Here is a 14,114-nt window from a genome sequence, read left to right on the forward strand (position 1 = left end):
CGACCGGCCGGATGACAGACATAAAAAAGGGCAACCCTGAGGTCGCCCTTATTGCGGTCTGCGGAATATCAGGCTTCAATCGCCAAACGCAGCTTCTTCATCGCGTTCTTTTCCAGCTGACGCACGCGCTCTGCTGAGACGCCATAGCGGTCGGCCAGCTCCTGCAGCGTGGTTTTATTATCATCATCCAGCCAGCGGGCACGGATGATATGCTGACTGCGCTCGTCCAGACTGAGCATCGCATCACTCAGCTTATCAGCAGCGTGGGCGTCCCAGTTATCCTCTTCGATACCGTCAGCGAAGTCTGACGTTTTATCCTGCAGGTAGAGCACGGGAGCCATTGGCTTGCCGTCGCCTGCCTCATCGTCAGAGGACATATCAAAGGTCATGTCCTGCGCCGCCATGCGCGACTCCATCTCCAGCACATCTTTAGTGCTGACGCCGAGCTCACGCGCCACCATGTCAACTTCATCCTGATTAAACCAGCCCAGACGCTGCTTGGTTTTACGCAGGTTAAAGAACAGCTTACGCTGCGCTTTGGTGGTTGCGACTTTGACAATGCGCCAGTTGCGCAGCACATATTCGTGGATCTCAGCTTTGATCCAGTGCACCGCAAATGAGACCAGACGCACGCCGACTTCCGGATTAAAGCGGCGCACCGCTTTCATCAGGCCGATATTGCCTTCCTGAATCAGATCCGCCTGTGGCAGACCATAACCTGCATAGTTACGTGCGATGTGAACAACAAAGCGCAGGTGTGACAGGATCAGCGTTTTCGCTGCATCCAGATCGCCCTGGTAATGCAGCCGCTCAGCCAGTGCTTTTTCCTCTTCTGCCGTCAATACCGGCCAGTTATTGGCAGCCCGAACGTAAGATTCCAGGTTGCCCAGAGGAGCAATCGCTAAAGTTTGCATTTCTTTGGTCATTCAAACCCTCACAAATTCAATGGAATTGCTGCGCGTGTCCTTGCGCAGACGTTACAGTATGTCAACGTCAGACGAAAACCAACAGCAATCTGTGCTAATTAGACGCCGGGGTTATCCACAAGTTCAATTATAGCAGTGAATATTTTACACACAGGTGACAGCGGGGAAAATCGGAGCATTCCTCTGCGCCTGTACTGCTGGCAGCAGAGGAAGAGTATATCAAAAAATCGTTGCCATGGGTTACTGCGGCGTAAATCGGCGTAAATGTTGCACAGTGGCAAGCCAGGCCGCAATCCAGCCAATAATCGCGGCAATCAGCAGCAGCAGCAGGCCTTCATCCCAGGCAAACCCTTCCAGCGTAAAGGCGGTGCCAAACACCGATGCTACCTGCGCCACCACCGACTGCAGTCGCAGCACCAGCACTTCAGAAAGCACCAGTGACAGCAGCGCACCGGCAAAACCCAGCAGCGCACCGCCATAGAGGAACGGCCGCAGAATAAAGCCATCCGTTGCGCCAATCAGCTTCTGAACGTTGATGGTATCGCGCCGGGCAAAGATGCTGAGCCGGACACTGTTACCAATCACCAGGAACACCGCCACAATCATCAGCAGACCGATCATAGAGGCTACCTGTCCGACCAGGCCCGTCAGCGCCGCCAGACGGGCAAACCAGCTGTCATCCATACGTACTTCATCCACGCCCTGCACTTTCGCCACCCGATCGCGCAGGCTTGCCATGGTGTCAGAGTTCTGGAAATTAAGTTTCGGCGTGATGATCGCGACCGCCGGCAGCGGATTCTGCTCCAGCAGATCCATTGCGCCGCCAAAGCCGGACCAGTTGCGGAACTCACTCTGCGCCTCGTCGCGCGTCAGGTAGTTCACGCTGTCGACCCCTTCCAGCTGCTTAAGCTGTGCGGTCACGTTTTCTGCCGCGCTATCGTCCAGCGTCTTATCAAGGTAGACCGTCAGCTGCGGCGCCGGATACCATTGGGTGGCCGCCTGACTGACGTTTTTCCACACCATGTAACAGACGCTGGGCAGCGTCAGAGAAATGGCGATAACCATGACGGTGAGCAGCGTTGCCAGCGGCTGGCGCCACATATCGGACAGCGTACCGCGCAGGGCGTAGCGCCACTGCTCCTGCCAGCCGCCTTTCAGCGCTTTGCGCTTTGACGGCGCCTTAGGCTGCTTTGCCGGCCTGGCTGCCGCCGGACGCTTGTTGCGTTTATTGACCATCGTGGCCTCCGTGCAGACGTCCCTGATTCAGCGTCATCACGCGGTAGTTGCGCCGCGCGATCAGCCCCAGATCGTGGGTTGCCATCAGTACCGTTACTCCAACGCGGTTAAACTCTTCAAACAGGCGCAGAATATCTTCTGACAGCGCGTTATCGAGGTTACCTGTGGGTTCATCTGCCAGCAGCACCGCGGGCTTATTAACCACCGCGCGCGCAATGCCCACGCGCTGCTGTTCACCGCCGGAGAGCTGAATCGGGTAACTTTTCGCTTTGTCGAGCAGGCCGACTTTATCCAGAGCCGCGGAAACACGACGGCGGATATCTTCGCCGCTGGCACCGGAAATAATCAGCGGAATAGCCACATTGTCATAGACAGAGCGATCCATCAGCAGGTGGTGATCCTGAAAAATCATTCCGATCTGGCGACGCAGAAATGGCACTTCGCTGTGACGCAGACGGGAGATATCGTGCCCGCTGAACCAGATCTGTCCGGCGCTCGGACGCTCAATGCCGCAAATCAGCTTCAGCAGGGTACTTTTACCCGCACCGGAGTGTCCGGTCAGGAAGGACATCTCGCCGGGACGCAGATGAAAATCAACCCCCTGCAGCGCCTGGCGCCCTCCCAGATAAGCCTTACTGACTTCTTCAAAGCGAATCATGCCAATCATTCCTCTCGGGCAAACAGTGCCTCAATAAAGTCTGCGGCCTTAAATGGCCGTAAATCTTCGATGCCTTCTCCGACACCGATATAGCGGATAGGAATGCCGAACTGGTCAGCAATCGAGAAGATAACGCCCCCTTTCGCCGTGCCGTCCAGCTTGGTCAGGGCGATGCCTGTCAGCCCTACCGCTTCATTAAACAGTTTTGCCTGACTGACCGCATTCTGTCCGGTGCTGGCATCTAACGTCAGCATCACTTCATGCGGCGCATTCTCATCCAGCTTCTTCATCACGCGGGTGATTTTTTTCAGCTCTTCCATCAGATGCGCTTTGTTCTGCAGGCGACCGGCGGTGTCCGCAATCAGCACATCCACGTTGCGCGACTTCGCCGCCTGAATTGCATCAAAAATCACCGAGGCAGAATCTGCACCCGTATGCTGCGCCACAACAGGAATATTGTTGCGCTGTCCCCACACCTGCAGCTGCTCAACCGCAGCGGCACGGAAGGTATCGCCGGCAGCCAGCATCACCGATTTGCCTTCCGCCTGATACTGACGCGCCAGTTTACCGATGGTGGTGGTTTTGCCGACACCGTTTACGCCGACCATCAGGATCACAAATGGCGTTTTGCCACTCACATCCAGCGGCGCATCCACTTTATCAAGGATGCCGGCCATTTCCGCTTTCAGCAGACCATACAGCGCTTCAGCGTCACGCAGCTGTTTGCGACTTGCCTGCTGGGTCAGACTGGTAATAATGCGGCGGGTGGTTTCCACGCCCACATCTGCAATCAGCAGCTGTTCTTCCAGCTCATCAAACAGATCGTCATCGATTTTTTTACCGCGAAACAGGCTGATAAAGCCTGAACCAAGGTTGGTCCGCGTTTTTACCAGGCTGCGTTTGAGGCGGGCGAAAAAGCCTTCTTTAGTCGGGCGCTCCTGCTCCTGCGTCACAATAGGCGCTGCCGCCAGCGGAAGATCGCTTACGGTGTCTTCGGCTTCAGCAGCATCTTCAGCGTAGGTTTCCGCCAGCGCCAGCGCCTCCAGCTCTTCATCGCTGAGCGGTGCGTCTTCATCTGTCTCAGCTTCCGCTTCGGCCAGCTGACTTTCATCGCCAGGCAGGATAGGTTCCGGCGCCACGGCGGCAGTCAGCGGTTGCTCATCCGCCGCGACAGCAGGTGTTTCTTCCGTCAGGCGCTTTTCACTGACCGGCAGCGGAGCCAGCTCAGGCTCCTCTTCCGGCAGGATCTCCTCATTAACCGGCAGCGGGGCCAGCTCAGGCTCCTCTTCCGGCAGGATCTCCTCATTAACCGGCAGCGGAGCCAGCTCAGGCTCCTCTTCCGGCAGGATCTCCTCATTAACCGGCAACGGGGCCAGCTCAGGCTCCTCTTCCGGCAGGATCTCTTCAGGCTGCGCGGTGATGCTTCCATCCTCAGACGCTGGCACGTGCCGGGCCGTCTGATCTGCTGCCTGCTCTTTCGCTTTTTGCTCCGTCAGCGCAACGGTTTCCGCTGCCTGCGCTTCGGCGCGCCCGGACGCACTCGTACTCTCTTCAGCGGCAGCAGGCTGAGCCTCCTCTGCGGGCTGCTCTCTTACCTGCTCTTCAGCCGGGGCGGGCGCCTGCTCTTCTTTGCCAAAGCCCAGCCAGGAAAAAAAGCCGCGTTTTTTCTCTTTTGCCATTGTGTGACCACACTCCTCGATGGCTTATTCCCGGTAGCACGCTGTCCCCAGGGGATATAAATTCAGTTTTTAAGCTTTCTGCAGCGTAAAATCAGCGCATTACGCACACTTGTATCGTTCAATAGTCTAACACTTTCCGGCCAGCGCACCACAGCACCCTTTTTTACGTTTCTTCTGCCTGTCGCGCCCGTTAAACTACGCAACAAATTATGACGAGTTGTGAGCAAAATGAGTAAATCACCCCGCAGCAGCGGCGGCGCTGGTCAAATCCGCATTATTGGTGGTCAGTGGCGCGGCCGTAAACTTCCGGTGCCGGATAGCGCAGGCCTGCGCCCCACGACCGATCGCGTACGCGAAACCCTGTTTAACTGGCTGGCGCCCGATCTTCAGCAGGCGCGCTGCCTCGATTGCTTTGCCGGCAGCGGTGCGCTGGGTCTGGAAGCGCTGTCGCGCTATGCGGGCTCAGTGACGCTGCTGGAGCTGGAACGCAGCGTGGCGCAGCAGCTGTCGCGCAATGTCGACACCCTGCGCGCAACGCAGGCCACGGTGATACAGGCCAACACGCTGCAGTGGCTCAGCCAGCCGGGGGAAGCGTTTGATATTGTGTTTGTCGACCCGCCGTTTCGCAAAGGGCTGCTGGCGGAAACGCTGGCGCTGCTGGAGCGTAATCAGTGGCTGAGCGCAGATGCGCTGATTTACGTAGAAAGTGAAGTGGAACAGGGCACGCCTGATGTGCCCGCCAGCTGGCAGCTTTACCGGGAGAAGATCGCCGGTCAGGTCGCCTACCGACTCTATCAACGCCAACAGGAGGCGCATGATGTGGCTTAATCTGGGACGGTTACTGATGATTTGCGTCTGGGCTTTTCTGCTGCTGAATCTGGTGCACCCTTTCCCCACCCCGCTGCGCTACTTTGTGCATGTCGCCCTGTTTTTCATGGTGATTATGCATGGACTGCAGCTGGTACTGCTGCGCGCCACCCAGCCTAAAGAGGCGCCGAAACTGAGCGGCGCCACGCAGGCTAAAATTTTCTTTTTCGGGGTGTTTGAGCTGCTGGCCTGGCAGAAAAAGCACTATCCAAAGATGTAACTCTGCACATCCGGTTTTAACCGGAGCATCTTCGCTGGCGCTCCGGTTTTAGCGCGCGGGGGTAAAGCTGACAAACCGGCTGCCCTGCATCTTCAGCTCGCCTTTAACACCCTTATCCATCTGATGATAATCGCTGGCGCTGACCGCAGTTTTAATGTCGCTCGCGCCGTTCAGCGGATGAAACCAGGCTTCATATTTCATCTCTTCACCGGCAATCTCTTCGCGCTGCCGCGAACGGCGATTTGGCGCCGGAAACTCACGTTTGGTTTTTACCTGCACGGTAAGCGATCGCACCGGAGAGGCATCGTTAACCGCGGCTTCGCGCCGCTGCTTGATAAACTGCCGGGTCGCCAGAATGGCAATAATCGCCAGGACGATAAAAAAGATTAGCGGTGGTTTGCTCATGTTTTTGCTCGCACTTCACTTCATTTGATAATTTAAAAAGAGGCTAAAGCATACAACCAGAGTTGCCCGATTGTCACATTTGCCAGCGGTAACTTAAACTCAAAGAGAGTCTGGGATATTTCAACAATGTGGACATCTGGTCTACAAAAGGGAGAAAAAATGCTTTGGTCTTTCCTTGCAGTACTTTTTTCCGGCTGGCTTTATGTGGATGCCTCCTATCGTGGTCCGCAGTGGCAACGCTGGCTGTTTAAACCCGTGACCCTGCTGCTGCTGGTTGCCTGGGCCTGGCAGGCGCCCGCTGTGAATACCACGGATTATCTGATCCTCGCCGGACTGATTGCCACGCTGGCAGGCGACGCGCTGATGCTGCTGCCGCGGCAGCAGATGCTCTATGCGCTGGGCGCCTTTTTCCTTTCGCATCTGCTCTACACCATCAGCTTTACCGCCCATATGACCATGAGCTTCTACTGGCCGATCCCGCTGACGTTCCTGATCATCGGCGTTGCGGTCATTGCGCTGCTCTGGACGCGGCTGGAGGAGTTGCGCTGGCCTATCTGTACCCTGATTGGCATGACGCTGGTGATGAACTGGCTGGCGGCTGAAAACTACTTTTTCCGGCCAACCGACTACAGCTTTTCGCTGCTGATTGGTGCGGGCCTGCTGCTGCTGGCCAATATCATCTGGTTTATTTCACACTATCGCCGGCGCTTCAGCGCTGACAGCGCCATTGTCGCCGCCTGCTATTTTGCCGGTCACTTTATGATTGTGCGTTCGCTCTGGCTCTCATAATCAATCAGGCCATCAGTAACGGGCTGCTGCCCGTTACTGATATCAGACGCCCCTGCATTAACGCCATCGCACCCGCGATGGCTGCATCCTCAGGCCTCCGCGCCTTTTCTGATCAGATACTGATATGGCAGCGCATCCGTCTGCTGTGCCAGTAAATCATGATCCATAAAGCGGCAGAAACCAGGAATATCGCGCGTGGTCGCCGGATCGTCAGCGATAATCAGCAGCGTTTCGCCCGCCTGCATCGTGCGTACCGTCTTGCGTACCATCATCACGGGTTCAGGGCAGCGCAGGCCCAGCGCATCCAGCGTATGGTCGGGTGCGGAGAAAGGATCGCTCATGATTCTCTTATCGGTAAGTAAACAAAGATGCTCATTCTAGCTCGCCATTTCCGCAGCGCAAGGCGACAACGATTGCGCTAAAATTAACCGTTGCATAAATTGCGCAACGGGTTAAGATGCCGTCCGTTTTTTTTAAAATCGTTGCTTAGTCCCCAAAATCGTTTGCTTTTTGGCAAGGTGGCAAGCGCGTATATCCCCGGAGGTTTACTGAAGTAAGCGATCGGGATACGCAAGCGCAGCCAGTGCAGCAAAAATGCGAATGATGAAGGAGATGGGTTCCCTCACCCCACTGTTAAAAAGGCTTATTATGATCGCTTTTTCTGCGCGTCAGCGCATGCACGCCCTTTTCTGGCTGTCGCTGTTTCATCTGCTGGTGATCACCTCCAGCAATTATCTGGTTCAGCTGCCGGTCGCTATTTTTGGTTTTCATACCACCTGGGGTGCGTTCAGCTTTCCCTTTATTTTTCTCGCAACCGACCTGACCGTGCGTATCTTCGGCGCCCCGCTGGCGCGGCGTATTATCCTCGCGGTGATGATCCCGGCGCTGTTTATCTCCTACGCTATCTCCTGTCTCTTTTATCAGGGAGCATGGCAGGGCTGGGCATCGCTGCAGCAGGTCAATCTCTTTGTCGCACGTATCGCCTGCGCCAGCTTTATGGCGTATGCACTGGGCCAGATCCTTGATGTTCACGTCTTTAACCGTCTGCGCCAGCTGCCGCAGTGGTGGATAGCGCCTGCCTGCGCGATGTTTCTGGGTAACGTGAGTGATACGCTGGCCTTTTTCTTTATCGCATTTTACAAGAGCCAGGATCCCTTCATGGCAGCGCACTGGGTCGAGATTGCCCTGGTGGATTACAGCTTCAAGGTACTGATCTGCCTTATCTTCTTCCTTCCCGCTTATGGTCTGTTGCTGAATGCCGCCCTGAAGCGCATGGCAGAACGGTATCATGCCCGCCAGATCAATTTCGGCTGATGTGCCATAGACGAAATGGCGCAGTACGCTAAGATTTCCTGACACATCGGCGGTTGCTTTTAACCGCCGATTCCGTTTGTATAAGCCAGACTGGAATTGTAAAAGGGAACAGAATGCGCAACGTAGTGAAATATGCAGGTATCGGTCTGCTGGTGCTGGGCCTGGCGGCGTGCGATCAGAAAAAAGAGGATGCCACCGCTGATAACAGCGGCACCAGCGTCAGCCAGTCAGCTCAGACTGTGAATCTGATGGAAGGGAAACTGAGTTTTACGCTGCCTGCGGGCATGTCTGATAAGAGCGGTAAGCTCGGTTCTGAATCCACTAACATGCATGTGTACGCTGATGAAACCGGCCAGCGCGCGATTATCGTGATCGCCGGCGACCCGACCAGTGATACGCTTGAGACGCTGTCAAAACGTCTGGAGCAGCAGCAGCGCAGCCGCGATGCGCAGCTGCAGGTAGTGTCGAATAAAGCAGTAACGCTAAAAGATCAGCCGGCTCAGCAGCTGGATACGGTGATTTCTGCCAACAACCAGACGTCATGGTCAACGATAGTTCTGGCAAAAGTGGATGGCAAACTGCTGACGCTGCAGATCACGCTGCCGGCTGAGAATCAGCAGCAGGCGCAGAGCGATGCAGACAGCATTGTGAAAAGCATTACCCTGAAATAATTACGCCAGGTGCGCATGAAGACGCACCTGACGCTGATCGTACCGCTTTGCAGGGTCGCCCTATGTGGCGACCCTTTTTTATAACCTCACCGGCGAAATATGCCAGATCTCATCTGCATACTCCTGAATAGTGCGGTCTGAGGAGAAGTAGCCCATACCGGCGATATTCAGCGCCGCCCGCCGCTGCCACTCATCCGGCTGCCGGTAAAGCTTATCTACCTTGTCCTGCGTATCCACATAGCTGCGGTAATCCGCCAGCAGCTGATAGTGGTCACCGAAGTTGACCAGCGCATCAAACAGGTTGCGATACCGTCCCGGATCCTGCGGACTGAACACGCCGGTAGCAATCTGCGTCAGCACCTGATGCAGCTCAGCATCTTCCTCAAAGTATTTGCGCGGGTTATAGCCCTCTTTGCGCAGCTGCTCAACCTGCGGAGTGGTGTTGCCGAAGATAAAGAGATTCTCTGCACCCACGTGCTCACGCATCTCCACATTCGCCCCATCCAGCGTGCCAATCGTCAGCGCGCCGTTAAGCGCAAACTTCATGTTACTGGTGCCGGAGGCCTCGGTACCGGCCGTGGAGATCTGTTCCGAAAGATCGGCTGCCGGAATGATGATCTGCGCCAGGCTGACGCCGTAGTTAGGGATAAACACCACCTTCAGCTTGTTCTTCACCTGCGGATCATTGTTGATCACGTCAGCCACATCATTGATCAAATGAATAATGTGCTTCGCCACGTAATACGCTGAAGCGGCTTTGCCGGCAAAAATGTTTACGCGCGGCACCCAGTTGGCATCGGGATCGGCTTTGATACGGTTATAGCGGGTGATCACATGCAGCACATTCAGCAGCTGCCGTTTGTACTCGTGAATACGCTTGATCTGTACATCAAACAGCGCGTGCGGGTTAAGCACGATATCCATGTTTTTGGCGACCCATGCCGCCAGCCGCTGCTTGTTGGCAAATTTGGCATCGGCCACCTGGCGAATAAACGCCGGATAGTCGATATGCGGCTGCAGCTCGCTGAGCTGTGACAGATCGGTGCGCCAGGTGCGGCCGATAGTTTCATCCAGCACATCAGAGAGCGCCGGATTTGCCAGCGCCAGCCAGCGGCGCGGCGTAACGCCGTTCGTTTTGTTGCAGAAACGTCCCGGGAAGAGTCGGGCAAAGTCGGCAAACAGCGACTGCACCATGAGATTGGAGTGCAGCTCAGAGACGCCGTTTACTTTATGACTGACCACGACCGCCAGCCACGCCATGCGGATGCGGCGGCCATCATTCTCATCAATAATCGAGATGCGCGACAGCAGATCCCAGTCGTCGGGATAGTGCTCCTGAATGGTTTTCAGGAAGTAATCATTGATCTCAAAAATAATACTCAGGTGACGCGGCAGAATTTTGCCGATCATGTCTACCGGCCAGGTCTCCAGCGCCTCGCTCATCAGCGTATGGTTGGTATAAGAGAAGATCTGACAGGTGACTTCAAATGCGTCATCCCAGCTGAACTTATACTCATCGATCAGCAGCCGCATCAGTTCCGGGATCGCCAGTACCGGATGCGTGTCGTTCAGGTGGATAGCGACTTTGTCAGCAAGGTTGTCCCAGGTTTCATGCATTTTCCAGTGGCGATGCAGAATATCCTGTACCGTAGATGAAACCAGAAAATACTCCTGACGCAGCCGCAGCTCGCGTCCGGAGTAAGTTGAATCATCCGGATAAAGAACGCGCGAAACGTTCTCTGAATGGTTCTTATCCTCGACGGCCGCAAAGTAGTCGCCCTGGTTGAACTTGCCAAGGTTGATCTCATTACTTGCCTGCGCGCCCCACAGCCGCAGCGTATTGGTAGCATCGGTGTCAAAACCAGGGATGATTTGATCGTACGCCATCGCGACAATCTCTTCGGTTTCCACCCAGCGAACGCGCGCGCCCTCATGCTGCAGGCGGCCGCCAAAACGCACTTTATAGCGGGTATTGTGGCGCTGAAACTCCCACGGGTTGCCATACTCCAGCCAGTAGTCCGGCGACTCACGCTGCTGACCATCGACAATATTCTGCCGGAACATGCCGTAGTCATAGCGGATACCGTAACCGCGTCCCGGCAGGCCTAACGTTGCCAGCGAATCAAGAAAGCAGGCAGCCAGACGACCGAGGCCGCCGTTGCCGAGTCCGGGATCGTTTTCCTCTTCCATCAGTTCGCTGAGGTTGAGTCCCATCTCATCCAGCGCCTGATTAAGATCGTCATAAATGCCCATCGCCAGCAGCGCATTGCCCAGCGTACGGCCCATCAGGAACTCCATCGACAGGTAGTAAACCTGACGCACGTCCTGCGACAGCTGCGCACGGCTGGAACGCAGCCAGCGCTCTACCATACGGTCGCGCACCGCGAGCAGCGACGCGTTCAGCCACTCATGCTTATTCGCGATTGAAGGATCTTTGCCAATCGTAAACATCAGCTTATAGGCGATTGAGTGCTTCAGCGCTTCAACCGTCAGCGTGGGTGAGGCGTAGGTAAAAGGTGCATTCATATCCGGACTCCCAATCTCTCAATTACAGCATACGTTGATAAAGATCGCGGTAGGCTTGCGCCGCCACCTGCCAGCTGAAATCCATCGCCATGGCCTGGCGCTGAACATAGCGCCAGAGTGAAGGTCGTGACCAGAGCACAAAGGCGCGACGAATAGCACGCAGCAGTGACCAGGCGTTACTGTCTTCAAAACTGAAGCCGCTGGCGACACCATCTGCCAGGTTCTCCAGAGAGCTATCCTGTACGGTATCGGCCAGACCACCGGTACGACGCACCAGCGGCAGCGTGCCGTATTTCAGACCATAGAGCTGCGTCAGTCCGCAGGGTTCAAAGCGGCTGGGCACCATAATCACATCGGCACCGCCGACAATACGGTGTGAGAACGCTTCGTGATAGCCAATCTGTACGCCAACGCTGCCGGGATGTTCCGCCGCCGCCGCAAGGAAACCCTGCTGCAGTTCGGCATCGCCCTGACCCAGCAACACCAGCTGCCCGCCCTGCGCCAGCAGACCCGGCAGCGCTTCCAGCACCAGATCGAGCCCTTTCTGTTTTGTCAGCCGGCTGATAACACAGAAGACCGGCACTTTGTCATCGACTTTCAGTCCCATGGCGATCTGCAGCTGACGTTTGTTTTCCGCTTTGCTCTCCAGCGTGTCACGGTCATAACGGGCGGTCAGCAGCAGGTCATGCGCCGGATCCCAGATGCCCGGATCCACGCCGTTGAGAATGCCGCTCAGGCGACCTTCACGCAGACGCTGCTCCAGCAGCGATTCCATACCGTAACCAAATTCCGGGCGGGTGATCTCCAGCGCGTAGGTCGGGCTGACCGCCGTAATATGATCGGCAAAGAACAGGCCAGCTTTGAGGTAAGAGATCTGGCCGTAAAACTCCAGACCGTGCATACCAAAATATTCCTGCGGGATCTGAATCTCATCCAGATGCCGGGCGTTAAACAGCCCCTGATAGGCAAGGTTGTGTACGGTAAAGACCGTTTTAGCCGGATTGCCGCGCGCGGCAATGTAGGCGCAGGTCAGACCGGCATGCCAGTCATGCGCATGCACAATCTGCGGACGCCACAGTGCATCCACGCCGCTTGCCAGCTCGGCACCCATCCAGCCCAGCAGCGCAAAACGCAGATAGTTATCGACGTAAGCGAACTGCGATGTGTCGTGGTAGGGGCTGCCGGGACGGTCATACAGTCCTGGCGCATCAATCAGATAAATTCCGACACCGTTGTACTGCCCAAACAGCAGGCGCACGGGTCCGGCAAAGGTTTGCAGCTCTGCTACTACATCAGTATCAGGAATTCCTTTACGCAGATCCGGAAACGCCGGAAGCAATACCCGCGTATCCGTACCATCGGCTATTTGTGCCTGAGGTAATGCGCCGACGACATCAGCCAGTCCGCCCGTTTTCAGCAGCGGAAAAAGCTCTGAACAGACATGTAAAACCTGCATCCTGAACCCCTATTATGTTATCGCGCGCGTTCCACGCGGCGGTTTTTTTGTATGCTTGTCGCCACTCACTGACCCGCGGTGGCCAGCCTGGCCAGCATGGCGCGCGTCACCAGTACGATACCCTCTTCCGATCGGTAAAAACGCCGGCTGTCTTCATCCGGATTCTCTCCAATCACCATGCCTTCCGGGATCTCGCAGGCACGGTCAATCACACAGCGGCGTAGCCGGCACGAACGGCCTACCACAACATCCGGCAGCAGCACCGCTGAATCAATATTGCAAAATGAGTTTACGCGCACGCGCGGAAACAGCACTGAATTCACCACCACGGAGCCGGAAATAATGCAGCCGCCTGATACCAGTGAGTTCATGGTCATGCCATGACTGCCGGAGCGATCCTGCACAAATTTAGCCGGCGGCAGTGGCTCCATATGGGTCCGGATGGGCCATTCCTGATCATACATATCCAGCTCTGGCGTAACGGACGCCAGATCGAGATTGGCGCGCCAGTAGGCCTCCAGCGTGCCCACGTCGCGCCAGTAAGGCTCGGCGTTCTCATCATTCTGCACACAGGAGAGCGTGAAGGAATGTGCATATGCCTCACCGCTCGCCACAATTTTTGGCAGCAAATCTTTACCAAAGTCGTGACTGGAGTTCTCTACCAGCAAATCGTCTTCCAGTAACTGATAAAGATAGTCGGCATTGAAAACATAGATACCCATACTTGCCAGCGCTTTATCTGCGTCGCCTGGCATAGCGGGCGGCGTCGCGGGTTTCTCAACAAAATCGACCACGTTGTTTTCAGCATCCACTGCCATTACCCCAAAGGCGGTCGCTTCCGCCAGCGGAACCGGCAGACAGGCGATAGTACATTTCGCGCCGCGTTCAGCATGGTCGAGCAGCATGCGTGAGTAGTCCATTTTGTAGATATGATCGCCGGCCAGGATCACGATGTACTGTGCGTTATAGCGCCGGATAATATCGAGGTTTTGTGTCACCGCATCGGCGGTGCCGCGATACCAGTGTTCTGTCGCAGCGCGCTGCTGAGCAGGCAGCAAATCGACAAACTCATTCATCTCTTCGTTAAACAGTGACCAGCCGCGCTGAATATGTTGCGTCAGCGTATGCGACTGATACTGGGTAATGACGCCGATGCGCCGGATGCCTGAATTAATGCAGTTGGAAAGGGCAAAGTCGATAATACGAAACTTGCCGCCAAAGTGAACGGCAGGCTTCGCGCGTTTTGCGGTCAGATCTTTCAGACGCGTACCGCGTCCGCCAGCGAGGATCAGGGCAACTGTCTGGGTAGGAAGCTGGCGCGCCAGCATCAGAGGATCATTTCTGTCTAACTTCACCATGTCTGACTC

The 14,114-nt window shown here is 55.8% G+C and carries 14 protein-coding genes; 5 read left to right on the top strand and 9 right to left on the bottom strand.

Translation table 11 applies throughout. From position 1 onward, the window contains the following. Positions 1–68: 68 nt before the first annotated feature. From rpoH to ftsY, 4 genes are all read right to left on the bottom strand, one after another. Complete coding sequence (rpoH, locus tag SB719_RS16195; protein ID WP_065650387.1) at positions 69–926, bottom strand: RNA polymerase sigma factor RpoH; 858 nt, start codon at positions 924–926, stop codon at positions 69–71. Between the two features lie 240 nt (positions 927–1,166). Then, positions 1,167–2,162 carry a permease-like cell division protein FtsX gene (gene ftsX / locus SB719_RS16200; RefSeq protein WP_065650388.1) on the bottom strand — a complete coding sequence of 332 codons (996 nt, stop codon included), beginning with the start codon at positions 2,160–2,162 and terminating at the stop codon, positions 1,167–1,169. Beyond that, positions 2,152–2,820 carry a cell division ATP-binding protein FtsE gene (gene ftsE / locus SB719_RS16205; protein WP_065650521.1) on the bottom strand — a complete coding sequence of 223 codons (669 nt, stop codon included), beginning with the start codon at positions 2,818–2,820 and terminating at the stop codon, positions 2,152–2,154. Before ftsE ends, ftsX begins: the two co-directional genes overlap by 11 nt. 5 nt (positions 2,821–2,825) lie before the next feature. Beyond that, a complete protein-coding gene (gene ftsY, locus SB719_RS16210) occupies positions 2,826–4,499 on the bottom strand; it encodes a signal recognition particle-docking protein FtsY (RefSeq protein WP_412159414.1) in 1,674 nt (557 codons plus the stop codon). Positions 4,500–4,727: 228 nt separating this feature from the next. Between ftsY and rsmD the strand changes: the two genes are divergently transcribed. Further along, positions 4,728–5,327 carry a 16S rRNA (guanine(966)-N(2))-methyltransferase gene (gene rsmD, locus SB719_RS16215; RefSeq protein WP_065650390.1) on the top strand — a complete coding sequence of 200 codons (600 nt, stop codon included), beginning with the start codon at positions 4,728–4,730 and terminating at the stop codon, positions 5,325–5,327. Further along, positions 5,317–5,586, top strand: a complete 270-nt coding sequence (locus SB719_RS16220; RefSeq protein ID WP_039331733.1) for a DUF1145 family protein — start codon at positions 5,317–5,319, stop codon at positions 5,584–5,586. The genes rsmD and SB719_RS16220 overlap by 11 nt, the downstream gene beginning before the upstream one ends. Before the next feature lie 48 nt (positions 5,587–5,634). On the opposite strand, the gene SB719_RS16225 is transcribed toward SB719_RS16220, so the two are convergent. Further along, positions 5,635–5,991 (bottom strand): DUF2500 domain-containing protein, encoded by a 357-nt coding sequence (locus SB719_RS16225; protein WP_065650391.1) that lies wholly within the window; start codon positions 5,989–5,991, stop codon positions 5,635–5,637. 159 nt (positions 5,992–6,150) lie between these two features. On the opposite strand from SB719_RS16225, the gene SB719_RS16230 reads away from it, so the two are divergent. Then, on the top strand, positions 6,151–6,780 hold the full coding sequence (locus SB719_RS16230; RefSeq protein WP_065650392.1) for a lysoplasmalogenase: 630 nt from the start codon (positions 6,151–6,153) through the stop codon (positions 6,778–6,780). Between the two features lie 89 nt (positions 6,781–6,869). Here SB719_RS16230 and tusA read toward each other — a convergent pair whose 3' ends face one another. Continuing rightward, complete coding sequence (gene tusA, locus SB719_RS16235; protein ID WP_065650393.1) at positions 6,870–7,121, bottom strand: sulfurtransferase TusA; 252 nt, start codon at positions 7,119–7,121, stop codon at positions 6,870–6,872. Between the two features lie 307 nt (positions 7,122–7,428). Between tusA and SB719_RS16240 the strand changes: the two genes are divergently transcribed. Both SB719_RS16240 and SB719_RS16245 read left to right on the top strand, forming a co-directional pair. Then, positions 7,429–8,094, top strand: coding sequence for a 7-cyano-7-deazaguanine/7-aminomethyl-7-deazaguanine transporter (locus SB719_RS16240; RefSeq protein ID WP_065650394.1), 666 nt, complete (start codon positions 7,429–7,431; stop codon positions 8,092–8,094). Between the two features lie 113 nt (positions 8,095–8,207). Further along, positions 8,208–8,765 carry a DcrB family lipoprotein gene (locus tag SB719_RS16245; RefSeq protein WP_293006280.1) on the top strand — a complete coding sequence of 186 codons (558 nt, stop codon included), beginning with the start codon at positions 8,208–8,210 and terminating at the stop codon, positions 8,763–8,765. A 78-nt stretch (positions 8,766–8,843) separates the two neighbouring features. Here SB719_RS16245 and glgP read toward each other — a convergent pair whose 3' ends face one another. The 3 genes from glgP to glgC all read right to left on the bottom strand — a co-directional run bounded on the left by glgP (position 8,844) and on the right by glgC (position 14,105). Then, the gene (glgP, locus tag SB719_RS16250) at positions 8,844–11,291 is read right to left on the bottom strand and encodes a glycogen phosphorylase (protein WP_065650396.1); all 2,448 of its coding nucleotides are present in this window, start codon (positions 11,289–11,291) and stop codon (positions 8,844–8,846) included. 22 nt (positions 11,292–11,313) lie between these two features. After that, the gene (glgA, locus tag SB719_RS16255) at positions 11,314–12,747 is read right to left on the bottom strand and encodes a glycogen synthase GlgA (RefSeq protein ID WP_065650397.1); all 1,434 of its coding nucleotides are present in this window, start codon (positions 12,745–12,747) and stop codon (positions 11,314–11,316) included. 65 nt (positions 12,748–12,812) lie between these two features. After that, complete coding sequence (gene glgC, locus SB719_RS16260) at positions 12,813–14,105, bottom strand: glucose-1-phosphate adenylyltransferase (RefSeq protein WP_065650398.1); 1,293 nt, start codon at positions 14,103–14,105, stop codon at positions 12,813–12,815. Positions 14,106–14,114 lie beyond the last annotated feature (9 nt).

The organism is Pantoea sp. SIMBA_079 (assembly GCF_046940275.1).
GTDB classification, from domain to species: domain Bacteria; phylum Pseudomonadota; class Gammaproteobacteria; order Enterobacterales; family Enterobacteriaceae; genus Pantoea; species Pantoea borealis.